This is a genomic window from Clostridium sp. (genome assembly GCF_022482905.1).
Taxonomy (GTDB): Bacteria; Bacillota; Clostridia; order Clostridiales; family Clostridiaceae; genus Clostridium_B.
Window position 1 is genome coordinate 993,159 of the sequence record NZ_JAKVOI010000001.1, and the last position, 26,880, is coordinate 1,020,038.

23 protein-coding genes are annotated in these 26,880 nt (G+C 36.4%); 18 read left to right on the forward strand and 5 right to left on the reverse strand.

Annotated elements, in window-relative coordinates; genetic code table 11:
* The first annotated feature begins 135 nt into the window (after positions 1–135).
* The 4 genes from LKE46_RS05015 to LKE46_RS05030 all read left to right on the forward strand — a co-directional run bounded on the left by LKE46_RS05015 (position 136) and on the right by LKE46_RS05030 (position 4,462).
* Positions 136–876, forward strand: a complete 741-nt coding sequence (locus LKE46_RS05015) for an alpha/beta fold hydrolase (protein ID WP_291719009.1) — start codon at positions 136–138, stop codon at positions 874–876.
* Positions 877–967: 91 nt separating this feature from the next.
* On the forward strand, positions 968–1,327 hold the full coding sequence (locus tag LKE46_RS05020; RefSeq protein ID WP_291719010.1) for a PilZ domain-containing protein: 360 nt from the start codon (positions 968–970) through the stop codon (positions 1,325–1,327).
* Positions 1,328–1,373: 46 nt separating this feature from the next.
* Positions 1,374–2,417, forward strand: a complete 1,044-nt coding sequence (locus LKE46_RS05025; RefSeq protein ID WP_291719011.1) for a BMP family lipoprotein — start codon at positions 1,374–1,376, stop codon at positions 2,415–2,417.
* Positions 2,418–2,437: 20 nt separating this feature from the next.
* Complete coding sequence (locus LKE46_RS05030; RefSeq protein ID WP_291719012.1) at positions 2,438–4,462, forward strand: methyl-accepting chemotaxis protein; 2,025 nt, start codon at positions 2,438–2,440, stop codon at positions 4,460–4,462.
* A gap of 9 nt (positions 4,463–4,471) precedes the next feature.
* Here LKE46_RS05030 and LKE46_RS05035 read toward each other — a convergent pair whose 3' ends face one another.
* On the reverse strand, positions 4,472–5,869 hold the full coding sequence (locus tag LKE46_RS05035; RefSeq protein WP_291719013.1) for an MFS transporter: 1,398 nt from the start codon (positions 5,867–5,869) through the stop codon (positions 4,472–4,474).
* A 201-nt stretch (positions 5,870–6,070) separates the two neighbouring features.
* Here LKE46_RS05035 and LKE46_RS05040 point away from each other — a divergent pair, with 201 nt between their 5' ends.
* From LKE46_RS05040 to arsB, 6 genes are all read left to right on the forward strand, one after another.
* Entirely contained in the window at positions 6,071–7,216 is a 1,146-nt protein-coding gene (locus LKE46_RS05040) for an MGDG synthase family glycosyltransferase (RefSeq protein ID WP_291719014.1), read from the forward strand.
* Positions 7,217–7,432: 216 nt separating this feature from the next.
* Positions 7,433–9,079 (forward strand): FAD-dependent oxidoreductase, encoded by a 1,647-nt coding sequence (locus LKE46_RS05045; protein WP_291719015.1) that lies wholly within the window; start codon positions 7,433–7,435, stop codon positions 9,077–9,079.
* Positions 9,080–9,101: 22 nt separating this feature from the next.
* Entirely contained in the window at positions 9,102–9,467 is a 366-nt protein-coding gene (locus LKE46_RS05050; RefSeq protein ID WP_291719017.1) for an ArsR/SmtB family transcription factor, read from the forward strand.
* Positions 9,464–9,835, forward strand: coding sequence for an arsenite efflux transporter metallochaperone ArsD (arsD, locus tag LKE46_RS05055; RefSeq protein WP_291719019.1), 372 nt, complete (start codon positions 9,464–9,466; stop codon positions 9,833–9,835). The genes LKE46_RS05050 and arsD overlap by 4 nt, the downstream gene beginning before the upstream one ends.
* On the forward strand, positions 9,835–11,580 hold the full coding sequence (arsA, locus tag LKE46_RS05060) for an arsenical pump-driving ATPase (RefSeq protein WP_291719021.1): 1,746 nt from the start codon (positions 9,835–9,837) through the stop codon (positions 11,578–11,580). Before arsD ends, arsA begins: the two co-directional genes overlap by 1 nt.
* Before the next feature lie 25 nt (positions 11,581–11,605).
* Positions 11,606–12,646, forward strand: coding sequence for an ACR3 family arsenite efflux transporter (gene arsB / locus LKE46_RS05065; RefSeq protein WP_291719023.1), 1,041 nt, complete (start codon positions 11,606–11,608; stop codon positions 12,644–12,646).
* Here the strand turns inward: arsB and LKE46_RS05070 are convergent.
* From LKE46_RS05070 to LKE46_RS05085, 4 genes are all read right to left on the reverse strand, one after another.
* Entirely contained in the window at positions 12,643–13,413 is a 771-nt protein-coding gene (locus tag LKE46_RS05070; protein WP_291719025.1) for an ABC transporter permease, read from the reverse strand. The genes arsB and LKE46_RS05070 overlap by 4 nt on opposite strands.
* Positions 13,410–14,066, reverse strand: a complete 657-nt coding sequence (locus tag LKE46_RS05075) for an ABC transporter ATP-binding protein (protein ID WP_291719027.1) — start codon at positions 14,064–14,066, stop codon at positions 13,410–13,412. The genes LKE46_RS05070 and LKE46_RS05075 overlap by 4 nt, the downstream gene beginning before the upstream one ends.
* 60 nt (positions 14,067–14,126) lie before the next feature.
* The gene (locus LKE46_RS05080; RefSeq protein ID WP_291719029.1) at positions 14,127–15,200 is read right to left on the reverse strand and encodes a GIY-YIG nuclease family protein; all 1,074 of its coding nucleotides are present in this window, start codon (positions 15,198–15,200) and stop codon (positions 14,127–14,129) included.
* Positions 15,201–15,291: 91 nt separating this feature from the next.
* Positions 15,292–16,563, reverse strand: a complete 1,272-nt coding sequence (locus LKE46_RS05085; RefSeq protein WP_291719030.1) for a LysM peptidoglycan-binding domain-containing protein — start codon at positions 16,561–16,563, stop codon at positions 15,292–15,294.
* A gap of 194 nt (positions 16,564–16,757) precedes the next feature.
* Here LKE46_RS05085 and lipB point away from each other — a divergent pair, with 194 nt between their 5' ends.
* From lipB to LKE46_RS05125, 8 genes are all read left to right on the forward strand, one after another.
* Positions 16,758–17,501 (forward strand): lipoyl(octanoyl) transferase LipB, encoded by a 744-nt coding sequence (gene lipB, locus LKE46_RS05090; protein WP_291719032.1) that lies wholly within the window; start codon positions 16,758–16,760, stop codon positions 17,499–17,501.
* Complete coding sequence (gene lipA, locus LKE46_RS05095; protein ID WP_291719034.1) at positions 17,476–18,342, forward strand: lipoyl synthase; 867 nt, start codon at positions 17,476–17,478, stop codon at positions 18,340–18,342. Before lipB ends, lipA begins: the two co-directional genes overlap by 26 nt.
* Positions 18,343–18,487: 145 nt before the next feature.
* Entirely contained in the window at positions 18,488–20,452 is a 1,965-nt protein-coding gene (locus LKE46_RS05100; protein ID WP_291719036.1) for a sigma-54-dependent Fis family transcriptional regulator, read from the forward strand.
* Between the two features lie 238 nt (positions 20,453–20,690).
* Complete coding sequence (locus tag LKE46_RS05105; RefSeq protein WP_434735209.1) at positions 20,691–21,629, forward strand: thiamine pyrophosphate-dependent dehydrogenase E1 component subunit alpha; 939 nt, start codon at positions 20,691–20,693, stop codon at positions 21,627–21,629.
* Position 21,630: 1 nt separating this feature from the next.
* The gene (locus LKE46_RS05110; protein WP_291719040.1) at positions 21,631–22,602 is read left to right on the forward strand and encodes an alpha-ketoacid dehydrogenase subunit beta; all 972 of its coding nucleotides are present in this window, start codon (positions 21,631–21,633) and stop codon (positions 22,600–22,602) included.
* A 27-nt stretch (positions 22,603–22,629) separates the two neighbouring features.
* Positions 22,630–23,973, forward strand: coding sequence for a 2-oxo acid dehydrogenase subunit E2 (locus tag LKE46_RS05115; protein ID WP_291719042.1), 1,344 nt, complete (start codon positions 22,630–22,632; stop codon positions 23,971–23,973).
* Positions 23,974–23,997: 24 nt separating this feature from the next.
* Positions 23,998–25,728 (forward strand): dihydrolipoyl dehydrogenase, encoded by a 1,731-nt coding sequence (gene lpdA / locus LKE46_RS05120; RefSeq protein ID WP_291719043.1) that lies wholly within the window; start codon positions 23,998–24,000, stop codon positions 25,726–25,728.
* A gap of 133 nt (positions 25,729–25,861) precedes the next feature.
* Positions 25,862–26,845, forward strand: coding sequence for a D-isomer specific 2-hydroxyacid dehydrogenase family protein (locus tag LKE46_RS05125; protein ID WP_291725571.1), 984 nt, complete (start codon positions 25,862–25,864; stop codon positions 26,843–26,845).
* Positions 26,846–26,880 lie beyond the last annotated feature (35 nt).

Here is a 26,880-nt window from a genome sequence, read left to right on the forward strand (position 1 = left end):
TTTAACATTAAAATTATTTTTAAGTTTAGCTTATAGATACTTTGAGTTGTTTTTGCAGACTGCTGGAGTTTTTAATTTAGCAGCTGCTATTTTTTTAGAAATTGAAAAAATCACATTACATATGGAGGAATGTTTATGTATAACAAAATCAATGGTGTTAATTATGAACTTATAGAAAATTCATCAAGCAGTGAAAACCTTGTATTTGTACATGGTTCAGGATGTAATCGTAAATTTTTAAGGCCGCTGGCCCAAATGCTTCCCGAGTTCAATTGCTATCTGATAGATCTACCCAATCATGGTGATTCCGACAATAAAAATTGTATAGGAGCTGAGGATTATATTGATGCTGTGTCTGAATTCGTCTCTACTTTGAATAATGTCACTATAATAGGGCATTCCCTGGGAGGTACCATATGCATTGGTGTTGCAGCAAGGAACATTCCTTCAGTAAAAAGAAGCATAATTGTAAGCTCCAGTGCAAAATACTATAAATTGGATCAGAAAATTCACAATATGGTTGAAAAAGGAAAAGCAGATTGGGACTATCTTCTGGAATGTCTTTCTTCTTTGGACAATCCCGATGTTTCACAGATTATTTTAACTCTTGAATCTGAAGATGTATTGATTAGGGATTTCGATATTGATATAAAAGTTGATCTAGAGGATATTTCAGGTAATATTAGTATACCAACATTAATTGTAGCAGGCGGCGATGATATCCTTGCACTTCCTGAATATTCGACAAAGCTTCACGAGAAAATTGACAATTCTAAATTAATTATTGTTCCAAATATCAGACATATGCTTCCAGTTGCAAAAAAAATATATGTTGCTCAGTTGATTAGAGAATTTATAAGCCAGAATAGCATTTGATTTAACAAGCATATAACAAGTTATTAATATTCCAATGATATCATTTCTATAACAAATTTTATAAATAATTATATAAAAGGCGGGTTGTGATATGGGAAAAAATGATTATAGCTATCTGTCCAGGAGAAATCAGATATTTAAAAGGGATCGCAGAATAAATGAAAGATTTGGTTACAGCTCCAAATTTAAAATTGCAAGTGTGAATTCTGAAAAGTCGGATCTTGAAGCATCTGGTGTCGACCTCTCTATTTCTGGTATGGGATTTATATCAGACAGAAAATTTGAAGTGAATGATGTGCTTGAAGTTATATTCAAACATAAAAATATGACTATACCTGCAATTGTCAAGGTAAATCATGTGGATTTGTATGATGATGGTTATTTTATTGGTGGACAATTTATAGCAATACAAAATATATACAGGGACATGTTAAAGCAGGATCTATCATAGCTTCTAAAAATTCACTAATTTGTAGATTTTACAGGAGATGAATGAAATGAAACAAACGGGACTTAAGGTACTTTTGTTGGTTCTATGTATTTCTATTGTTTTTACAGGCTGTGCAAATAAGAATGCCAGGGTATATTCCGATTCTCAGGAACAGATCAGGTCAGCACCTCTTAATATCGGGATCATAACGGATGTTGGGGGAATTAATGACAAATCTTTCAATCAATCCGCATGGGAGGGTCTCAAAAAAGCACAGAAGGATTTCGGTTCAAAAGTAAGCTATATCGAAACAAAAAATAGCAATGATTATGCCAAAAATTTTGAATCTGCTTCAAATGAAAAAAAGGATCTGATATGGGGTATTGGATTTATGATGGCAGATGTTATAAAAGCCGAAGCTCAGGAACATCCCAAACAGAAATATGCAATAATAGACAATACTTATGGTAATGATACACCTTCGAATTTAGTAGGAGTAGTTTTTAAGGAAAATGAAAGTTCATTTCTTGTAGGTTACATAGCCGGGAAAATGACAAAGACAAATACTGTTGGATTTATTGGCGGTGTTGATAGTGCTTTGATCCAGAAATTCCAATATGGATATATGGCAGGAGTCAGATATGCAAATCCAAAGTGCAAAGTTGTAAGTGAATATGCAGGCTCGTTTTCCGACCCGGCCAAGGGCAAGGAGATTGCTTCCAGAATGTATGATGGTGGAGCTGATATAATATTCCATGCTTCAGGTGCAACGGGAAACGGATTGATAGAGTGTGCCAAGGAGAAGGGAAAATACTGTATAGGTGTGGATTCTGACCAGAGTGTTCTGGCGCCGGATAATGTTATAACTTCAGCTATGAAAAAAGTGGATGTTGCGGTGTATGATGTTGCAAAGGACCTGAAAAATGGTAAATGGAATGGAGGAGCAACACTACAATACGGTTTGTCTGAAGGAGGAGTCGACATAGCACCGACCACCGGTAAGCTTGTCCCAGAAAATATTTTGAATGAAGTAAATGGAATTAAAGCAAAAGTAACATCTGGCCAGTTGAAAATTCCCGAAACAAAGGAAGAATATGATAAATTTCATTAAACAGAGGAAGAGGTGTAGTCATGAAGTTTGTAGATAAAATACAAAAACTGTTGAGTTTCAGTTCATTTAATGTAAAAAAAGATTTCAAGGCAATGCTGGTCCTCGTTCTTGCGCTTCTTGTCATTGTACCACTTATAGGTGGTGGAGCGTATATAAGTATAAATTCCACAAATCTAATTAAAAAGAATATATATCTGTCAAATGAGCAGCTGATAGGAAGAATAAATGATGATATAAAATTCAATCTGGATAGTATAGCAAATCAGATACAGTCGATGGCAGACAATCCCAATATCAAATCAATGAATCATGATGAAATGCAAAGTATTTTAATCCAGGGGGCAAAGTCAAATGAGGCAATTGACGGTATATCAATCTCAGATGCAAAAGGACAGATTATATATAATACAGCTGGAGTTTATAAAAATATTTCCAGAGAAGAGTATTTTCAAAATGCAATTTCCGGTAAGATAGGGTATTCAAAAGTGAAAATATCCGAGATCAACAGCAAGCCTCTGGAATTTTACTACAGTGCACCTGTTAAAATGGGTACAAATATTGTGGGATGTGTTACTGCAACTATTGATGTAAATTCATTAAGTAAAATTATAAATGATGTGCAAAAGAATAAAAATGATATTACTTTTATAGTAGATAATAACGGCATGGTAGTTGCCCATAAAGATTGGTCTAATTTCAATAGGGTATCCATGTACAGAAATTTTCCTCCGGTAAAGGAGGTTATTGCAAACAAAAGCGGACAGGGAACCTATGATTTTAATAATAGCACATTGCTTGCAATATATTCGCCAATGTCAAATCTGAAATGGGGGATATTGACAATAGTTCCTTATGACGTTGCCTTTTCAGATGTAAAGGCGCAGAATGATGTTTTCCTGGCAATAGTGGTGTTTATGCTTATTGTCAGCATATTGGTTGCCCTGTTGATTTCACAATTTGTTACAAATCCTCTGTGTAATCTCAATATAGCTCTGGATGCTGTTTCTACAGGAAATCTTATGGCAGGGGTTGAAGAGAAATTTTTAAGGCGGCAGGATCAGCTGGGTGAAATAGCGAAAAATTTTAATGGTGTAGTTTCTAAACAGCTTATCCTTATCGATAAAGTGAAGGGTATGATTAAAGATGTACAGAGCAGCAATGAAGATACAAGCAATCAGGTGGATGAACTGATTTTAGCCAGCAAGAATGTGAGTACAGCCATGGGGGAAATTGCCAATGGCACAGTTGAACAGACAAGTTACATGTCCATAATAGTTGATAGATTTTCCACACTCAAGAAGAGCCTGGACAATATTAATACAAGTACGAATAAAATTGTAAATTACACCAGGCAGACTAAAGACAAGAACCAGCGGGGAATTGTGTCTGCAACAGAATTAAAGGAAGAATTTAAAAAGAATTATGAATCAATACAAAGTGCTGCATCTAATATAAAGGACTTGTCAGATAAATCAAAGTCCATAGGGACAATTACGGATTCAATAAAGTCTATTGCAGAACAAACCAATCTGCTGGCATTGAATGCTGCCATAGAAGCGTCGAGAGCAGGTGAAGCGGGGAAAGGTTTTGCTGTCGTAGCCGATGAAGTGAGGAAGCTTGCAGAACAATCTTCGGATTCAGCTAGAGAAATACAGGATATAATAACTGAAATAGGTGTCTTTGTAAATAAGATCGGGAAAGAATTTGTTAACACCACACAAATAGCAGAGAGATCCAATGATAAGCTGGAAACTACTATAGAAATATTTGAGTCCATAATAAACAACTCCGATGAATTGATAAAAGACATTGAATTTCTTTATGAAGAAATGTACAAGATGAAAAACAATGAGGACGAAGTTGACAAGTGTGTAGACAATACTTCCAGCATAATAGAGCAAGGATCTGCAACTACTGAAGAAGTAAATGCAACGATGGAAGAACAACTGGTTACAATGGAAAAAATATGTAACAAGATTCACGATATCAACAATAAGACGCGGGAACTGCAGGAATTTGTTGAGTTCTTCAAAACAGAAGCATAGAGTGGCAAGCTAACCTGATTCAGCTCTTTTTCGCATAGTATCTTTTACTTTACTTATGTCTTTCACATTGCTCTTTGTCATTTTTATATAAGCTAAAGCTGATGGAATTAAAAATAATTGAAATAGTGATAAAGTGATTATGTAATTCTGTGGTTCACCTGTATTTATAGAAATAATTGGAAAAAGGACTCCGATTCCAGCATTTCCAAGAGTCCTGCCAAGACCATTGGCCAGGTTGGCTATGCTAAAAGCAGTACCTCTATGTTCTGGAAAATTTACATCAGTTATTAAAGCAAGCCAATTTGGTGTGTTTGCAGACTGCAGGGCACTTGCAAGAAAGGATACGATGAATATTGTGGATATCCACGGATTTGTTGCAATTTGCTTTAACAGGTATACGAGTATCAACAGTGGATTGCTGTCTTCCGGGAGTTGAAGTCCATTCATGGGAAGCATGAAAACTGCTATGTAAAAAGGTATCATGGCAAGTATAAAGTATGATGTAAGAGTTGCCCTTCCCTTATATGTTTTATTCTGAAGTATATCCCCGATGTGGCCGAATAGAGGAGATACCAGACCACCCAACTGAAATATGGCAAAAAGGTATCCGGCAGCAATGATTGAAATTTTAAAACTGTAGCCCTGCTGATGAATTTTTGCAATATATAGCGTCGGAAGCCATATAAGAGTTCCTGTTGTAATATTCATAAAAAACGCTTGAAAAAATAATAAAACATTGCTTGGTTTTGAGATAATTTCATACAGATGGCTGAATTTAATATTATAATTATATTTATAACCTAGTTTGACAAGTCTTTGCAGTTCAGGTTCTGATTCGCCTACAGCAGGTTCATTTATGAAAAAGTACAGTATGACAAGCAGAAAGCCTATGATGCTTACAATTTCAAAAGGCCTTCTCCAGCTTGTAAAAGGAGCGACAAGTGATGCCATTAATGATCCGGAGATTCCTCCAAACCCCTGGGCCATTCCCCAGAGGCTCAGCAGCATTCCCCTATATTTATTTGGAATGCAGTCGGTTAATATGCTGAAACCAATTGAGGCTATACAGCCTAATCCTATGCCGGTGAAAATTTGTAAAATAAGTAATTGCATATAGTTGGTACATTGTGATGTCAGGAATACTGACAATGACCAGATTATGGTACCTGCAATTACAAGAAATTTTCTATTGAATTTACCGGACAGGTAACTCCATGGAATCGATGAAAATGATGTAACCAATATGTTAACGGCAGATATAATTCCTAGTGAGGAAATATGTACGTTCATATCTCCTGCAATAGATGAAAAAAGTGGAGGGAACAATCCTATTATGATATTGTCAAAAGCCGCAAGGACTATAAAAACAAAAATGGTGTAGATTGTTGATATGTTGTTGCCCTTCATAAAAGTTTACAGCTCCTTTACTTACTGTATTATAATTTATTGTAAGCTATTTCTCCATTGAGTATTAAAAAATTAATGAAATTTTAACCGATTTTTAATATTGTTTTAGATTTAATCGTATAAAGTATAATGTGTATACTGTAATGAGGTTCGCGCGATAAAAATAATATAAATAATATAACTTAATGGAAGGAACTGATTATGATTAGTAGTATACTTGTTATTTCATCTAATTTTACCGGACATGGTCATAAAAGTATAGAGGAGTCACTAAATGAAAAATTTTCGAGTATCAAAGATGTGAAAATTTACAGTGTAGATGGATTTTTACTTGGAGGAACTGCTTTGCTTGACATGGCCAAAGCATATGGCCCTATAACTAGGAAATCAGAAGGACTATGGAAAATCATATGGGATATATCTTGTGTCAGACCATATCTTATTAACGATATTATAGAATCCATGATAAAAGACGGATTTTTGGATTTATTGGAAAGGACAAAACCGGATTTGATTTTAACACTGCATCCAAATTTCAATGGATCTGTTCTAAATATACTGAAAAAGTATCATATCACGATACCATTTGTTACCCTTATTGCGGATCTTGTCAGTATATCTCCCCTGTGGGCGGACCCAAGGGCTGATTATATTATAAGTCCTACAGATGAGGCAAAGAATAGATGCATGGATTTTGGAGTTCCTGAGGAAAAAATAAAGGTTTTGGGTTTTCCTGTACGTTCGAGATTTTATGATCGCAGGGATAAATGCAGCAATAATATTAATTCCAAAAAAGATGAACCGTTTAGATGTATAATAATGAGCGGCGGTGAGGGCGTCGGAAATATGAAAAAGATAGCCCAGATTTTGCTTGATAATTTTAATTGTACTGTAAAAATTATAGCAGGCAGAAATACATCCTTGAAAAACAAGCTGGAGAAATCCCTTGTAAAAAAATATGGAGACAAGGTTAAAGTATATGGTTTTACAGAGAATATACAGGATTTGATGGAATGTTCTGATATTGCAATCACAAGAGGAAGTCCAAATGTAATAATGGAGGCAATAGCATGTAATACGCCTTTGATAATAACAGGTGCACTGCCCGGCCAGGAGGAGGAAAATCCACAATTTGTTGAAAAATACAATCTCGGTATAATATGTGAAGATATAAAAAATATGAGATCCATAGTAGATAATCTAATCAGCAATAATTCTCAAGAGCTGGATAGAATCAGATACTTTCAGAGAATTTATGCCAATCCAGATGTAGCAGAGAACATTGTAGATTTCCTTTTGAATATAAAAATGAATCCTGAGGAAATTGGATTAAAAGTTTTTATTTAGTTTAATTGAATGTACGGGATAAAAATAAAAATTACTGCAGAATAATCTTCTGCAGTAATTTTTATTTTTACCAGTATGGCTATGGGTTATCTGGTATATAGATATACATATATATAACTACATATAGATTACATGATTAAATAATTATATTGACACTACATAGATAATAGTCTATATTGTTAGACGTAGACTATTATCTATACAAGGAGGGATATTATGAAAATTATTATAATAGGTGCTGTGGCCGGCGGAACATCTGCGGCAGCAAAGGCAAGAAGAAATGATGAAGATGCAGAAATAAAAGTATATGATATGGATTATGATATATCATATTCAGGATGTGGATTACCATATTACATAGGTGAGGAAATACAGAATAGAGGTGATTTAACTCCGAGAAATACAGAATTCTTCAAGAAAAAATATAATGTGGATGTATTCAGAAGACATGAAGTCCTAAGAATAAATGCTGAAGATAGGATTTTAACTATTAAGAATCTGGAGACCGATGATGTATTTGATGAAAGCTATGATAAATTAGTTGTTGCAACCGGGGCAAAACCTATAGTTCCGAATATAGAAGGTGCAGAGAAAGAGAATGTATTTTATTTAAGAAATGTTCAGCAGGCGGATAAAATAAAGACATACATTTTAAATAATAAGCCTAAATTTGCATTGATAGTGGGGACAGGATTTATTGGGCTTGAAATGGCAGAAAATTTAGGCAGGCTTGGTATTGAGGTGACCCTTGTGGAACGCCTGAATCAAGTTGGTCCGGGACTTGATAGTGATATGTCCATATATGTTGAAAAGTATCTGAGAAGCAAAGATATCAATTTGATTCTAGGGGATTCGGCAGCAGAATTGAGAGGAAAAAATTTGGTCGGTGAAGTGGTGTTGGAAAGCGGCAGAGTCTTAAGAACTGATTTTGTTATAATGGCAATTGGTGTGAAGCCTAATGTTGAAATTGCTGAAAAAGCAGGCATAGAACTTGGAGTTAGGGGATCAATAAGAGTAGATGAAAAAATGATGACAAATATAGAGTATATATATGCCTGCGGCGACTGTGCCGAGAGCTTTTCTGCCATAAATAAAAAGCCTTTATATAGGCCGCTTGGTTCAACTGCAAATAAAATGGGAAGAATAGCAGGAGATCAACTCACTGGCGGCAATCTTGAATTTAGAGGTATTCTTGGTACGGGGATTTTCAAAGCTTTTGATATGACTGTTGCACAAACAGGGCTTACAGAAAAAGAGGCGCAGAATGAAGGCTTTGATACGGTAGTCTGTCATAATATTAAAATGGATAAGCCGCAGTACTACCATGGAAAAGAGATGATTATCAAAGCCGTTGCCGACAGGAATACAGGAAAATTGTTGGGAGCACAGATAGTGGGATACACTGGAGTGGATAAGAGAATTGATGTATTTGTCACGGCAATAAGCTTTGGAGCAAAGGCAAGTGATTTATTTCATCTGGATTTAGCTTATGCTCCGCCTTTTTCCACTACAAAAGATCCTGTAATGTATACGGGGATGATTTTGGATAATGAGATAAATAGAGGAAGGAAACTCATAACAGTGAAAAAGCTTAATGAACTTAAAAAAAATGAAGAAAATGTTACAGTAATAGATGCCAGAATAAATAAGCAATATGAGGAAGACCATATAGAAGGTGCTGTAAATATACCTCATTCAGAACTCAGGACTGAAATCAAGCATTTAGATAAGAACAATACATTTGTAACCTATTGTAATAAAGGTGTAACAGGAAATGCAGCGCAGAATATATTGATTAACAATGGTTTCAAGAAAGTATATAATCTTTCGGGCGGATATAAAAATTACAGGACTCAAAATTGAAATTTATACAAGAGGTGTTTTTATGAATTTAGATTATGAATTGAATGCAAAAATATTCAAGGCTCTGTCTGATCAAAACAGATTAAAAATCATTGACATACTTTCCTGTGGTGAAAAATGTGCCTGTGATTTACTGGAATATTTTGATTTTACGCAGCCTACGCTATCTCACCATATGAAAGTGCTCATGGATTGTAAACTTGTTAAATGTAGAAAAGAAGGAATCTGGAGTCACTATTCCTTGGATAATACTAATGCAAATAAGCTATTGCTGTTCCTCATGAATATTATAACAGACACTGAGGAGTGTATCTGCAAAGGACAGGGCGGTAGTGAATGTGGAACTGACAATGAAAATAAATTATATTATAAGGAGAGATTTATATGAAAAAAATGATAATTTTTGATCCGGCAATGTGCTGTTCTACAGGAGTATGCAGACCTTCTATAGATCCGGAGTTATTAAGGGTTTCTACTGTTATTAATACACTTCAAAAAAAAGGTATATTGGTTGGAAGGTACAATTTGACTGGCAATCCCCAAATATTTGTAGACAACAAAACGATTAATGAGGCATTGAATAAAGAAGGTACAGAAATACTTCCAGTAACTATGGTGGAGGGTGTAATAGTAAAGACAAAGGCATATCCAACAAATAAGGAATTTTGCGAATTGCTGGGTATATCGGAAGATTATTTAAAAACTGGACTTAAGGTAAAATCTAAAGGCTGTGATTGCGGAGGAAGGTGCTGCTGATGGTTAAAAGATTTAACCCTGACAGTATACATTTAACTAAATATTTGTTTTTTACAGGTAAAGGAGGCGTAGGCAAGACTTCTGCTGCTTGCGCCACTGCTGTTGCCCTTGCAGATCGAGGTGAAAAAATTATGCTTATCAGTACAGATCCAGCTTCCAATTTACAGGATGTGTTCGGCACGGATCTCGATAATAAGGGAGTTGAAATTAAAGGCGTACCAAATTTGACAGTAGCAAACCTAAATCCTGAAAAAGCTGCTGCAGAGTACAGGGAAAGTGTAGTAGCTCCATATAAAGGCAAACTTCCAGAAACAGCCATTAAAAATATGAAAGAACAGCTTTCGGGTTCTTGTACTGTGGAAATAGCTGCTTTTAATGAATTTTCAACCTTTATTACTGATGAAAAAATTGAAGAAAAATTTGATCATATAATATTTGATACAGCCCCTACAGGGCATACACTGAGGATGCTCCAGCTTCCTTCGGCCTGGAGTAATTTTATAGGAGAAAGCACTCATGGAGCTTCATGTTTAGGGCAGTTGTCAGGACTTGAAGATAAAAAATCATTATATAAAAATGCAGTTGAAACTTTATCAGATGGATCAAGAACTACTCTTGTTCTTGTATCAAGACCTCAAATTACGCCTCTTAAAGAAGCAGAAAGAGCATCTAAAGAATTAAGAGACATAGGCATAAATAATCAGATATTGATTATAAATGGCGTACTTGAAGTTCATGATGATAATATTTCAAATGCAATTTATTTAAAGCAGAAAAATGCTTTAAATAAATTGCCTGAAAGTATAAAATCTATTGAAACTTATGAAATACCACTTAGGCCATACAACGTAATGGGGATCAAAAATATAAGGGCATTTTTAAAAAAAGATAATACTGAGTATAAAAATACAAAACTAAACGTAAAAAGAATAAATAAGTTGAAAGATATAGTTGATGATCTGTATAATAATGATAAAAAAGTAATATTTACTATGGGAAAAGGCGGAGTAGGTAAAACGACAGTTGCAGCTGCCATTGCTCTTGGACTTTCAAAAAGAGGCAAAAAGGTTCATTTGACTACTACTGATCCAGCAGCACATTTAAAATTTGTTTTAGACAAAAATTATGGCATTACATTAAGTCATATTGATGAAAAGGAAGAACTTGAAAAATATAGGAAAGAAGTATTAAATAATGCCACAGAAACTATGGATGAAAGTGACATAGAATATATTGAAGAAGATTTGAGATCTCCCTGCACTCAGGAGATAGCTGTATTCAGGGCTTTTGCAGAAATAGTGGAAAAGTCTAAAGATGAAGTTGTAGTTATAGATACAGCACCTACAGGGCATACGCTGTTATTACTGGATTCTACAGAAAGCTATAATAGAGAAATTAAACGTTCAGAAGGCAATATACCCCAATCAGTTAAAGATCTTTTACCTGAACTCAAAAATGCCAATGATACAGAAGTTATTATCGTAACATTGGCCGAGGATACTCCAGTTTACGAGTCAATGCGTCTTGAAGCGGATCTGGAACGCTCGGGAATTGCAAGTAAATGGTGGATTGTAAACTCCAGCATGTATGCAGCTGATACTACGAATAATGTACTCAAGGCCAAAGCAAGCAATGAAATACCCTGGATAAACAAAGTCAATGAAATTTCCAATGAAAATTTTGCATTAATAGAATGGAAAGCAGAAGAAATTAAGGATGAAAAATTATTTGAGTTATTAGGTTAGGTTAAAGAAAACAGGAGGAATGTATATGAAAAGTAAATTATCATTACTTGATCGTTATTTGACGTTTTGGATATTTCTTGCCATGTTTGCAGGGATCTTGCTTGGATGGGGTGTACCTGGCATATCAAAGGAATTATCCAGTTTATCCATTGGCACTACATCAATTCCAATTGCCATAGGGCTTATTGTAATGATGTATCCACCCCTTGCAAAAGTAAACTATAAAGAACTTGGCAAGGTATTTAGAAATCCAAGAGTATTGTCTCTATCACTTATTCAGAACTGGATTATAGGACCTGTATTGATGTTTGCACTTGCAATAATATTCTTACATGCTTATCCTGCATATATGACAGGTCTTATACTTATTGGCCTTGCCAGGTGTATTGCCATGGTCATAATATGGAACAGTCTTGCAGATGGCGATACGGAATATGCAGCTGCACTTGTAGCTTTCAACTCCATATTCCAGGTTATATTTTATTCCATATACGCCTATATATTTATAACTGTAGTTCCAACCTGGTTTGGACTTACCGGTTATAGTGTGGACATTTCAATGGGAAAAATAGCTTCTTCCGTTGCAGTTTACCTTGGTATTCCTTTTGCACTTGGAATGTTGACCAGGTTACTCCTGGAGCCTAAAATGGGTATGGAATGGTATACAAAAAAATTTATTCCCAAAATAAGTCCACTGGCTTTGATAGCATTATTGTTCACTATTGTTGTAATGTTCACTTTTAAAGGAAAATATATTATAGAGTTGCCTTTGGATGTAATTAGAATTGCCGTACCACTTGTAGTCTATTTTGCAGTTATGTTTTCAGTTTCATTTTTTATAAGCTATAGATCGGGTATAGACTATAAAAAGACGGCTACACTTTCATTTACTGCTGCCAGTAATAATTTTGAGCTTGCTATAGCTGTGGCGGTTGCCGTATTTGGCATAGAGTCCGGGGAAGCTTTTACAGCAGTAATAGGACCTTTGATTGAAGTACCTGTAATGATAGGTCTTGTAAATGTAGCACTTAACTGGAAAAGGAGATTCTTTCAGCCTGACAGCTAGTCATTTACAATCAATTGTTTTCTGCTGTTAAAAAATTTCTTGTAAGTTAGATAACAGGCTGTAAAAGAAGTTATGGAGGTAGCAGAAAGCAGCATGAAGGTAACTATCATCTGATATTTTACGGCACTGACAGGTGAGGTACCTGCAAGAATAAGCCCGGTCATCATACCCGGGAGTGCAACTATTCCAAGAGTTTTAGCTGAATCGATGGTGGGGATCATTCCGACCTTTATAGCATCCTTTATTATATTTTCAGATGATTGATAGATATCTGCTCCAAGGCAAAGTTTTGTTTCAACCTCATCTCTATTATTTTTGAAGTCCAACTTTATTTGTTTAAAGCTCAGTCCAAGGCTTACCATGGAATTACTGACAATCATTCCCGCAATGGGAATAACCTGATAGGGCTCATATCTTATAAGCCCCAGACATAATAAAATAGTCAATGTTATCAATGCCCCGAGGGTTATTGATATAAAAGATATAATAAAGATATTCTTTATTCTTCCTCCTCGTTTTGCAGAATTATATGAAGCATTTATTATCATAAATATTAATAAAAATGTAGTGAATAATATATTTTTTAATCCAAATATATAATCCAGCAGATATCCTACAACAAGTAATTGTATTACAGCCCTTGCTATGCTTATAATTATGTCTTTTTCAAGTTTTAATTTCTGCCAGTAAGAAAATAGAAGGGAAATCAGTACAAGTGATACTGAAAATAAAATGGAATAAATACTAATGTCCTCAGTTCCGTTCATTTTATGTCCTCCAATGATTTTAATTCCCCACATTCAATTGTCAAAATCCTGTTTGCATATTTTTTACTTTGCTCTGGACTGTGGGTTATCCATAAAATGGTAATTCCTCTTTCGTTCAAGGATCTAATTACATTTTCAACAGTAGAAGTATTTTTTTCGTCAAGTGCTGACGTGGCTTCATCCAATAAGAGAATTTCAGGACTAAAAATTAAAGATCTGATCAATGAAATTCTCTGTTTTTCACCACCTGAAAGAGTGTCTATTTTTCTAGACAGATATTCTGTACTCATATTAAATTCTTCCAGAAGTTCTTTGATTCTAATCAAATTCACTTCTTTATTCCTTATGGAAAATGGGAATTTTAGATTATCAATAACAGTGTTTTCAAAAAAGCACGGAGTTTGAAAGCAATAGGCTATTTGCTTCCTCCATTCTTTTGGGTCATATTTGTTATAGGACATACCTTTATAAAATATATTTCCACTGGTGGGGCTTATAAGCTGTGAGCATAATCTGAAAAAAGTACTTTTACCACTGCCTGAAGGACCGACTATAGATATAAAATCCTTATGATTGATTTCTAAAGATAGATTTTTTAGTATGTATTTATTATCGCTGATATATGATACGTTTTTAAATTCTAGTAAAGTCATTAGAAAATTCCCCCATATAAAAGTATATATTTACTTTACATTATAAAGATTAAAATTGTATTAAAATAGTTTGTCAAGTTCACTGTCTATACCACTATCTTTATTGTCGAGTAAATCCTCGGCAATTATCACGTAACTGCAGTTCCTTGATTTATTTTTCAGATAAGTATAGATTATTTGAAATTCGTCTATTTCATATTTGTCTATGTATATTGGCTTTTCCTGGCTCCTGGCATTAAAATATAATAGGATCTTGGACTTGAGATCAGATTTTAGTTTTTTAAGGGCAAAATTTTTCAACTCATATTTTTTACTAAAAGGCACCTTGTTGCCTTTAATGAGAAAGAATTTGACAACACCATGTCCCAAGTGCTCCAGTAGTACGATATTTTTATTGCATCTTGCAAATTTTATAATTTTGTATCTGTTGATTGTGTACCCTATTGAAGCAATATAGTCTCTGTATTTGGCGGCATTTTCAAAATCAAATTTTTGTGAATACATGTTCATTTTGTATTTCAGTTCTTCAAGTATACTCTTGTCGGCCCCTTTTAAAATTCCTGTTATCTTTGTTATTAAATTCAAGTAATTTTTTCTTGATAGTTTATTCAGGCATATTCCCCTGCACAGTCCAAGAGAATAATTCAAACAGGATGAATTTCTCCGGAATCCGGTATTGCATGATATCTTATAATATTCTTTCAAACCCTGCAGGGCATTTCTTATCGTATTTGTACTTGTATAAGGTCCAAAATAAATATTTTTGTCATCTTTTAAATATTCACTTGAAATGTCGATTTTAGGATATTCTTCACTGGTGGTTATTTTTATATAACAATAGGACTTTGGATTTTTCATCTGTCTGTTATATAAAGGATTAATTGCTTTTATCAATTTACATTCAAGCATTAAAGCTTCGAATTCCGTATCAGTATATATACAGCTGAAATCTTTTAAATTTTTTACCAGTTTTATAACTTTTGGAGAATGTGATTTTGAGTTCTGGAAATAGGATGAAACTCTATTTTTTAGATTTTTGGATTTACCTACATAGATAATACTTTTAAGAGAATCTCTCATAAGGTAAACTCCGGGTGAGGAAGGAAGTTCTTTCAGTTTTTCTTTCAAACTCATGTTATATATCTCCAATTACATAGTTGTTATACATGATATTATTATAACATGTGCTCCTATAAAAAGGTATAGCCATGAAGACCATACCTTTTTACAGGAGTTTTACAATATTGAAATTGTCTTCCAGCAGAGTCCAGTTCTGCGGGAAAGGAAAACCAAGTGACCAGTAGCTTATGCCTTTCAAATTATAGTCCTTGACCATGTCGAATTTGGCCTGGGCGCTTCTTGCATCTTCAAACCATACTTCGTGATGTCTTCCCTGACTGTCCGTATATCTGTAGAAAGGTGTCTGGCTGAACAGATCAAAGTTTATAGCTGCACCATATCTTACAGCTCTTGATATAGCCTCCTGCATGCTGAAGGTTTCGGCTTCCATACCCTGTACATGGGGAATGATCCAATCCCTGGCATATAATTGGAATCCGAATAGTATTTTGTCGCGGGGTATGACGGTGACGGCATAGTCAAGTACTTCCTTTATCCTGTTCAAAGGTGAAATTGCCTGTGGCGGTCCAAGTCTGTAACCCCATTCATAGGTCATGAGTATTACGAAGTCAACGATTCTTCCATGGGCTTCATAATCATGGGCTTCGTATAACAAGCCCTGCTGTCCCGGACCAGTTTTGGGAGCCAGTGCGGTGGATACAAAAAAGTTTTCTGCATGAAGTCTTTGAACTGCAGATTCAAGAAATTGATTGTAATTTTCCCTGTCAGAGGGCAGTACATTTTCAAAATCTATATTTACGCCGAGATATCCTTTATCTTTCATTGTATCTATTATGTTGGTGATGAGGGTCTCTCTTGTGCTGGCGTCTGACAGGACAACGTGTGCCAGATTATGTCCCAATTCCGTAGAGGTAAAGTTTGTTATTGCCATCATAGGTACAACTCTGGAATCATATGCAGCATTTATCAGTGCAGAATCGTCTATAGGTTCCAATGTACCATCTTCCCTTATCCTATATGCAAATGGACTTAGGTAGGTCAGGTAATCTCCTGCCTCTCTTACTATAGCTGTAGAATTTTCAGTAAAGTCATAGATATATCCGTTCACGTATATATTCGGTCTTTCCCTTGGGATGACAAGTACGGTGCCGGGATATACCAAAGCCGGATTTTGAATTCCGTTTGCGTCTACAAGCTGTTGAAGTGTGATTCCATAGTTTTTCGAAATCTGCCATAGGGATTCTCCCGGCCTTACTGTGTGAGTATTGTTCTCCGTGGGAATTATAAGAGATTGTCCAACAAGCAGGCTATCGGGATATTCAAGTCCGTTTGCCTGAATTATTTCCTCTGCTCGAATACCATACCGATTTGATATCTGCCAGAGTGAGTCACCGGATTTAACTACATAAATGAACACATACTACCTCCATAATATAATTATATATATTAGAATATGTATCTTAATTGAAGATGTGATAAAATGCATGACTCAGTTTTCCCATTGTGGTATCTGCTTTCCCATATAAAGATTTTATACTGCAGTAAAACAAGTAAATTCAAAGGATTGGACACTGGTATGAATTATGCTTGTATATATTTAAAAAGATCACTTTGAATATATACTTGCGAAGGGACTTGTTTAAATTGAAAATATGTTATGCAGTGGAATTTAAGGAATTGATAGGCTACCAGGAAGGTATTCAAATCCAGAAAAAAGCTTTTGATTTTGTAAATAAAAACAATATAGACGGCATTCTGCTCCTTCTTCAGCACAAACCTGTAATTACCATAGGCAAAAGCGGCGGAGATGAAAATATACTTGTTTCAAGAGAAGAACTGAGTGATAGAGGAATTGAACTGTACCACACTTCAAGAGGAGGAAATATAACCTATCATGGTCCGGGCCAGCTTGTTGGATATCCCATACTGAACTTGAACAGTTTCCAGAAGGATGCACATCTGTATTTGAGAAAACTTGAAAATGTTCTCATAAATACGGTAAGGGAATGTGGAATAAATGCCGGAATAAAGCCAAAATATACAGGGGTATGGGCAGGTGACAGAAAAATAGCGGCAATCGGAGTAGGGATTAGAAAATGGATAACAAAACATGGTTTTGCACTGAATATTTCCGTGAACAGAGAACATTTTGGATTGATAGTACCCTGCGGCATAAGAGAGTTTGGAATATGTTCCATGGATGATTTTGTAGAAGATATAAGTTTTGAAAGAGTTTTGGAAATCATCAAAAAAAACTTCAAGGAAGTATTTCAAACAGAATTGATACAAGTACAGAATATGGATAATTTGTATAAAGGGAGTGATTGTATTGGCAAAAAGACCGGAATGGCTTAAGATGAAGGCACCTGATGAAAAGATACTGGAGAATATGGAGAATATGTTAAGGGATCTTTCACTTCATACGGTTTGTGAAAGTGCAATTTGTCCCAATATGGGAAAATGCTTCAGGAATAAAACGGCCACTTTTATGGTCATGGGAGATATATGCACGAGAAACTGCAGATTTTGTGCAGTGGAAAAAGGGCGTCCTTCACCTCTTGATCCGGAAGAACCTAAAAATGTGGCAATTGCCAGCAGAAAACTCGGACTCAAGCATACGGTTATAACCTCTGTTACCAGAGATGATCTTGAAGATGGAGGAGCAGATCATTTTGTCAAGATTATAAGAGAAATTAGGAAGGAAAATCCACAATCCACAATTGAGCTCCTGATACCGGATTTGAGAGGCAACTGGGGGGTACTGAAAAAAATAATTGATGCAAAACCGGATATACTCAATCACAATGTGGAAACTGTAGAAGCCTTATACGACAAGGTAAAGCCCATGGGAAATTATAAAAGATCCATTGAACTGCTTAAACAGGTTAAGGCTTTCAATGAAAACGTATATACAAAGAGTGGGATAATGGTAGGACTGGGAGAGACAAAAGAACAGGTCATAAGGGTGATGGAGGATCTTCTGGAGGTTGATTGCGATATATTGACAATAGGCCAGTATCTGAGACCTTCCAAAAAACATCTTCCGGTTTTTGAATATGTTTCTCCCGGTATGTTTGAAGAATACAGAAAGACGGCTCTCGGAAAAGGTTTTAAGTTTGCAGCTTCAGGACCTTATGTAAGAAGCTCCTATAAGGCCTATGATGGAATGAAAACCCTTTTGGAAATCAACAGCTGACAGACTATATTTATAATTCAAGACAGGTAATGTATATTAAGACATGCCTGTCTTATATTTTGTTCAATTTCAATCAAATATCACTTAAAAATATTGTATAATAAAATGAGAGTGGTATTTTTTAGTGGATACGGGGGGATACTTTATGGAACATATAGAAAAATATATGGAAAAAATTAAGGAACAGCGCGCAAGATTCATAGAATATAATGAAATACCTAAAGATGTCAGACCGGATATTTTAAATTCATGGATGAGATGTAAAAAATATGGAGTTGGAAAAGACAATAATGGGGCAAATGTTATCTCAGAAGATGAATTCAGGTCCGTGCTTGAGAGAAAAAACGAGTTCATAGAGATTTGTCTGCCTGTAATGCTGAATTTGTATGAAATTTTAAAGAACACAAACTACTCCATCATATTGACTGATGAAAATGCGGTAATTCTCAAAATACTTGGAAATGGAAAGATAATGGCTCAAAACAGAGATCTTGATTTTCTTGAGGGAAGGAGATGGAAGGAAGAGGATGTGGGGACAAATGCCATTGGCACGTGTATATATTTAGACAAACCAATTCAGACACTGGGTGCTGAACATTACTGCAGGAGACAGCATAAATGGACATGTTCTGCCGCTCCCATACATGACAGCAGCGGGAAAATAGTAGGCTGTATTGATTTGTCAGGAAGCTACGGAGATTTCCATACCCACACGCTTGGAATAGTGGCTGAAGCTTCAAATACCATACAGGAACGTTTTTCAACGGCTGAACACAGAAAATGGACTGAAGTTGCCTTTAATTCAATAAAAGAGGGAATACTTGTTATAGACAAGGACTTTAAATTGAAATATTTTAATGACAACATTTGCAGAATATTGGGGATCAATAAAAATCAGATGTACAAATTGTATATGAAAACTCTGCTTAAAGATTTAATAAGAGACATGAGCGACAGGGGAAGGGTCAATAAAATAGCTTACAGGGAAGTCAGCATGTATGTAAAGAATCGGAGAATAGAATGCAATGTAAACGTAAATCCTGTTGTCATGAATGAAAAACACAGTGGGTTTGTAATACTTGTCAAAGAGGCGAATACCATTCACACGGTGGTAAACAGGATAGCCGGATTCTCATCAAAATATGATTTTGAGAACATACTTACGAATAATAATAAAATGCTCCATATAATCGAGGATGCAAAGAGAATTTCAAAAAGTGACTGTACCGTACTTATAACTGGAGAAAGCGGTACTGGAAAGGAACTGTTTGCACATTCCATTCACAATGGAAGTGAAAGATGCAGGGGACCTTTTGTAGCTATAAATTGTTCAGCACTGCCGAAAGATCTTGTAGAAAGCGAGCTGTTCGGATATGAAAAAGGAGCTTTTACAGGAGCGCTGAAAGATGGAAATCCAGGTAAATTTGAACTTGCAAATGGAGGAACCATATTTTTGGATGAAATTGGCGAGCTTCCTCTGGAAATTCAGCCAAAGCTATTGAGAGTGCTTGACAACCATATGGTGACAAGAATTGGTGGAAAATATGAAAGAAATTTGAACGTACGGGTAATAGCGGCTACCAACAGGGAGCTTTTCAAGGAAGTGAGACTGAAAAATTTTAGAAGTGATCTGTATTTCAGATTGAATGTATTTAATATAAATCTGATTCCCCTCAGGGAGAGGAAAGAAGACATAGAAATGTTCATCAAGTTTTTTTTGAACAAACTTAGTTTGAATAATGAAATCAAGATAAAACATATAGATGAGGAATTCATGACCATTGTCAAGAATTACAGGTGGCCGGGTAATGTAAGGGAAATTGAAAATGTAGTCCAGAGGGCATATTATATGTCCAAGGATGGTGTTATAACCAAAGAACTGATTCCCGACTATATTATAAAAAATGAAAAGAGCACTGATGGTGAATACCAGGAAGATGAAGTCAAACCTGGAATTCAGACAGTAGATGAAGTGGAGAAACAGCTTATTATAAAGGCACTTAGATATTGCAGCGGAAATGTTGTAAATGCCAGCAGAATGATAAATATGGGAAAATCAACTTTATACAGGAAAATAAAAAAATATAATCTTGAAGTAGAAATAAGATAAAAAGAGGTTCCCTGTCGGGAATCTTTTCCCATATTGAAAACGTTTTTTCAATATGGTATCCCAAAATAGAAAATTTAATCCCCAAAAGGCCATTTAAGGGCCTTTTTTGATTGGCATGAATATTGCTCAATATATAGGTGTAAATAAAAATAAATATTGATCAGGGGTGATTGTTTTGGAACAGTTAAAAGAAGGGAATATTATAGAAGCTGCTACTCTGCTGGATATCTACAGCAAGATGCTTAAGATAAGGGCATTCGAAAATATGGCGAAGGATAGTTTTGCAGAAGGAAAAATTCCTGGTTTTGTTCATCTGTATATAGGTGAGGAAGCTGTAGCTTCTGGAGTTTGTGAAAATCTTACGGATTCAGATTATATAACAAGTACTCACAGGGGACATGGTCACATAATTGCCAAGGGCGGGGAGTTAAAATATATGACTGCGGAACTTTTCGGAAGGTCTACAGGATACTGCAAGGGAAAAGGCGGATCAATGCACATTGCAGATGCAACAAAAGGTATACTTGGAGCAAATGGTATAGTAGGTGCAGGGCATGATATAGCCCTTGGAGCGGGGATGAGTGCCCAGTACAGGGGAACGGACCAGGTATGCGTATGCTTTTTCGGAGATGCATCCACAAATCAGGGCACTTTCCATGAATCCTTGAATCTGGCCAGTGTTTGGAAGCTTCCTATTGTATATGTATGTGAAAACAATGGATATGGAATATCCGTAAGCCAGAAAAGGCATCAGAATATAAAAAATGTAGCTGACAGGGCAAAGGCCTATGGCATACCCGGGGTTGTAGTTGATGGAAATGATCCGATTGCGGTGTACAAAGCTTCAAGGGAAGCTGTGGAAAGAGCCAGAGCCGGGAAAGGACCTACTCTTATAGAATGCAAGACCTACAGGCAGAGAGGACATTTTGAAGGAGATCCTGCTCCATACAAACCTAAAGAAGAGCAGGAAGCATGGATAAAGAAGGACCCTATTCCAATATTTGAAAAATATCTTCTGGACAACAAGATTATTGATGAAAATGGCTTGAAGGATATAAAAGAAACTGTGGACAATGAGATAAAGGAAGCTGTTGATTTTGCCATGAAAAGTCCTGAGCCGGAATTGGATTCAGTATTTGAAGACGTATACACCGATATTAAAGAGGGGGTTGATTAATATGAAAAAAATAACTTATTCCCAGGCCATAAAGGATGCCATGTCAGCTAAAATGCGGGAGGACAAGAATGTACTGCTCTTTGGCGAAGACGTGGGGCCCTTTGGAGGATGCTTTGGTGTAAGTAAAGGAATGCACGATGAATTCGGAGAGATGAGGGTGAGAGATACTCCTATTTCAGAGGGTGCCATTGTAGGGTGTGCTATTGGAGCAGCGGCAACTGGACTCAAACCTATTGCAGAATTGATGTTTATAGATTTCCTTACTGTAGGAATGGATATGCTTGTAAACCAGGCGGCAAAAATGAGATATATGTTTGGTGGAAAAATAAAACTGCCCATGGTGGTAAGAGTACCATGCGGTGCCGGAACTCAGGCGGCTGCACAGCATTCACAGTCACTGGAAGCCTGGGTTACACATGTGCCCGGACTCAAAGTGGTCTATCCTTCAACTGCAAAGGATGCCTATGGACTTATGCTGACTGCAATAGAAGATGAAAACCCTGTAATATTTATAGAACACAAGGTTCTCTATGCTAAGAAGGGTGAAATTGATGAAAACCCTGTACCTATACCATTTGGACGTGCTGATGTAAAGAGAGAGGGAAAGGATGTTACAATAATTGCAACTGGAAGAATGGTGCATGAGGCACTGTCTGCTGCGGATAAGCTTTCAAAGGAAGGTATAGAGGCTGAAGTGATAGACCCGAGATCACTATATCCTTTTGACAGGGAAACTGTATTTGACTCAATAAAAAAGACCAACAGGGCGGTTGTTGTTACTGAGGAAACTAAAAGAGGAGGATACGGGGGAGAAATTTCGGCGGTCATAAGCGAAGAAATATTTGACTATCTGGATGCACCTGTAGTGAGAATAGGAAGTTTTGATGTTCCCATACCTTTCTCACCTAAACTTGAAAGCTATATAATCCCCAATGCTGGTAAAATAGTCGAAGCTGTCAAAAAAACGTTTTAAAATATTATGGATCTGGGAGGTGATTTGATGAGCTGTATAGAAGTAATGCCGAAGCTTGGCTTGACCATGACAGAAGGTGAAATAGAAGCCTGGCATAAAAAAGAAGGTGATGAAGTCAAAAAAGGGGAAATCCTGTTTGATGTAACCACCGACAAACTTACCAACGAAGTTGAGGCTAAGGAGAGCGGCGTACTCAGGAAAATACTTGTAGAAGAGGGGGAGTCCGCAAATTGTCTTGCCCCGGTGGCTATAATTGCAGATGAAGGAGAGGATATTTCACATCTGCTTGGAGAGTTTGGAAAAGTCATTCCTGTAGAAATGCATGTAAGCGGAGATGAAAATGAACAGCATTTGAAAAGGAGCATTCCTGTAAAAAGAGAGGGCAGGATAAGAATATCGCCCCTTGCCAGAAAAATTGCAATACAAAATGGAGTGGACTATGAAGCAATGACCGGCACAGGTCCACTTGGAAGAATAATAAGGAAAGATGTGGAAGGATATATTGAAAACAATAGAATAAAGGTGTCACCAGCTGCCTCAAAGCTTGCCCAAAAACTAAATGTGGATTTAAATAGTATAAAGAAACAGGGAAGAATAATGAAGGAGGACGTACTGAAGGCTGCAGGGAAAATTGAGACAGTTGCAAAAACACCTGAGGAGAAGCTTGAACGTAAATCACAGACAGAAGTTGAGAGCCGTGATGAAAAGGTAATAGACATGTCACCTATGAGAAAGGTGATTGCTGCAAGAATGAGTGAAAGCACTAAGATATCACCTACTGTGACCTATGATATTACTGTTGATGTTTCAGAACTCAAGAGGTTCAAAGATCGGTTGAAGGATACCATTAAAATAACCTATACTGATTTCCTAATAAAAATGGTTTCCACTGCGTTGAAACAGTTCCCGCTTGTAAACTGTTCCGTATCCGGAAATAAATTTATACTGAAAAACTATGTGAATATGGGAATAGCTGTTGCACTGGATGAAGGATTGATAGTTCCTGTAGTGAAGGATTCGGATATAAAGGGTCTTAAAGAGATAACACTTCAACTTGGAGAACTTGTCAGGAAGGCAAAGGAAAACCGTTTAAGTCCTGATGATATGACAGGAGGCACTTTTACTATAACAAATCTTGGAATGTTTGGCATAGATAGTTTTTCTCCTATTATAAATCAGCCAGAGGTTGCTATTCTCGGTGTCAATAGAATAGTGGAAACTCCTGTAGCAGAGGATGGAAAAATAGTTGTAAAACCTCTTCTCAAGCTGTCTCTTACAGCAGACCACAGGGCTATAGACGGTGCTTATGCGGCCAGGTTCCTGAAAAAAATTAAAGAATATATGGAAAAACCTGAATTGATGCTTTTATAAAATTTGATCTGGGAGGGATTTTTAATGAGCTGCATAGAGGTAATGCCAAAGCTGGGTTTGACAATGACAGAAGGTGAAATAGAAACCTGGCACAAAAAAGAAGGAGATGAAGTCAAAAAAGGGGAAATCCTATTTGATGTAACCACTGACAAACTTACCAATGAAGTTGAGGCTAAGGAGAGCGGCGTACTCAGAAAAATACTTGTAGAAGAGGGAGAGTCCGCAAATTGCCTTGCCCCGGTGGCTATAATTGCAGGTAGAGATGAAGATATTTCAAATCTTCTGGGAGAATGCAATGAAAAAACTGGCAAGAAGTCGGAGATTGAACAAAGCGGTGAAGGAAAGCAGAACAGCCATGGTGCTGTATGCAAAAAGGTAGTTGTAATAGGAGGCGGACCTGGAGGTTATATAGCTGCGATACGTGCAGCGCAGCTTGGAAACAAGGTAACTCTTGTTGAAAAGGAGAAGCTTGGAGGAACCTGCCTGAATGTAGGCTGCATACCAACAAAAGCACTGCTTAAATCAGCAGAACTGTTCAGTGAAATTAAAAACAGCAGCCAATTTGGGATTGAAGTGAAGTCCGCAAGCATAAACTGGAACAGAGTCCAGAATAGAAAGGCAAAAATAGTTAAAAGACTTGTTTCAGGTGTAAAAGGTCTTCTGGCTGCAAACAAAGTAAACGTAATTGAAGGGACTGCCGCCTTTGAATCTCAGAATTCCGTTTCAATCGTAAAAAGAGATGGCAGTATGGAGAATATTGATTTTGACGATGCAATAATTTCGACGGGTTCAGTGCCTTTCATACCAACCATACCAGGTGTTGAGCTGGATGGAGTAGTGGACAGTACGGGAGCTTTGAATCTGGAATCAATACCGGAATCAATTGCAATTATAGGTGGCGGGGTGATAGGAATCGAATTTGCAACTCTGTTCAGTTCTCTTGGAAGCAAGGTAACTATTCTGGAAATGCTGCCTTTTATACTTCCACCTATAGACAGGCAGATATCGGATATAATCTCGAAAAAACTGTCGGCTGAAGGTGTCAGCATAAATACAGGGTGCAGAGTGACCGGAATAAAAAATATCGGTGAAAATCTTGAAGTTGGTTTTATGAGAGAAAATGAAAACTTGAGTGTTGAAGCAGACAAGGTACTGGTAGCTATTGGAAGACGTTCTAATTTAGAAGGACTGGGAGCAGAGAAAATTGGAATCAAAACTGAAAAAGGGCATATATGTGTGGATGATCAGATGAGGACAAACCTTGGAAATATATATGCGATAGGAGACTGTACAGGTAAAAATATGCTTGCCCATGTTGCTTCGGAGCAGGGAGTTGTGGCTGCGGAGAATGTATCCGGGAAAACTGTATCAATGGATTATAAAACCGTACCTGCCTGCGTGTATACAAAACCTGAAATAGCCTCCGTTGGAATCACAGAGGAAAAGGCGAAGGAAAAGGGAATAGACTACAGGGTGGGTATTTTCCCTATGTCCGCCAACGGAAAGGCGATGATATCAGGTGATACCGGTGGAATCATAAAAATAATTGCAGATAAGGAAACCAAGGAGATACTCGGCGTTCATATTGCTTCACCCAGAGCTACGGATCTCATAACTGAAGGAGCCCTTGCACTAAGACTTGAAGCCACTGCGGATGAAATAATCACTACCATACATGCACATCCAACGGTGGGAGAAGCCATAAAGGAAGCTGTACTTGCACTGGAAAAGCGATCACTCAATATGGTAAATTAAATTTATATTTAAATTTAAAATTATAAGCCTCAATGAAATCCTGTGGGGCTTATAATTTTTTACAAATTGAATCAAATTAGGTTATAATATAAACATATAATATTATTAGTATTTGAAGGGAAGTCTGGATATAATGGGTATATTTGTCTATAGCTACAGAAAAGATGAAGAAGAATATTTTACAAAGTTCAGTAAAAAGTACAATGTTGAAATAAAATTCTGCAAAGACGCACCAGATATGGACAATGCAGATCTTGCACGTGGATTTGAGTGCATCAGTGTTATCTCAAGTCCCATTCCAGGGGAAGTAATTGAAAAGTTGAACAATGCAGGAGTAAAATTCATATCAACAAGAACCATAGGATATGACCACATAGATATGCAGAAGGTAAAAGAACTGGGAATGAGGGCTGGAAATGTAACCTATTCTCCAGAAAGTGTAGCCGACTATGCAATAATGCTGATGCTTATGACTCTTAGGAAAATCAAACTAATAATGGGAAGAAGCAGTGTTCAGGATTATTCCCTGAAGGGCTTTCAGGGAAGGGAAATAGGTAATATGACCGTAGGTGTAATTGGTACGGGAAAAATCGGAAGAACGTTAATAAGGCATTTAAGCGGATTTGGATGCAGATTTATGGCCCATGATCTGTATGAAAATGATGAAGTTAAAAAATATGCACAATATGTTCCACTTGAAGAGCTGTTTAAAAACAGTGATATTATTACTCTTCATGCGCCTGCAGCAGAAAATAACCATCATATGATAAACAGAGAGTCTATTTGTCTGATGAAAAAAAATGTGATTATCATAAATACTGCAAGGGGTTCGCTTGTTGATACCAATGCTCTTATAGACGGGATCAGGCAGAAAAAAATAGGAGGAGCGGCACTGGATGTTATTGAAGGTGAAGAAAATATTTACTACAGCGACTTGAAAGGTGAGATTGTAGATAATAGAGCACTTGCAGTCCTGCAGTCAATGCCAAATGTGATTGTTACACCCCATACTGCCTTTTATACGGATCAGGCTGTATCGGATATGGTGGAACATTCAATTTTAAGCTGTATTTTTTTTATGGAGGGAAAAGAAAATCCATGGGAAATTTCTAGGTGAAAGATATAAAGGTTTTGCCTAATGTTGACGATAAT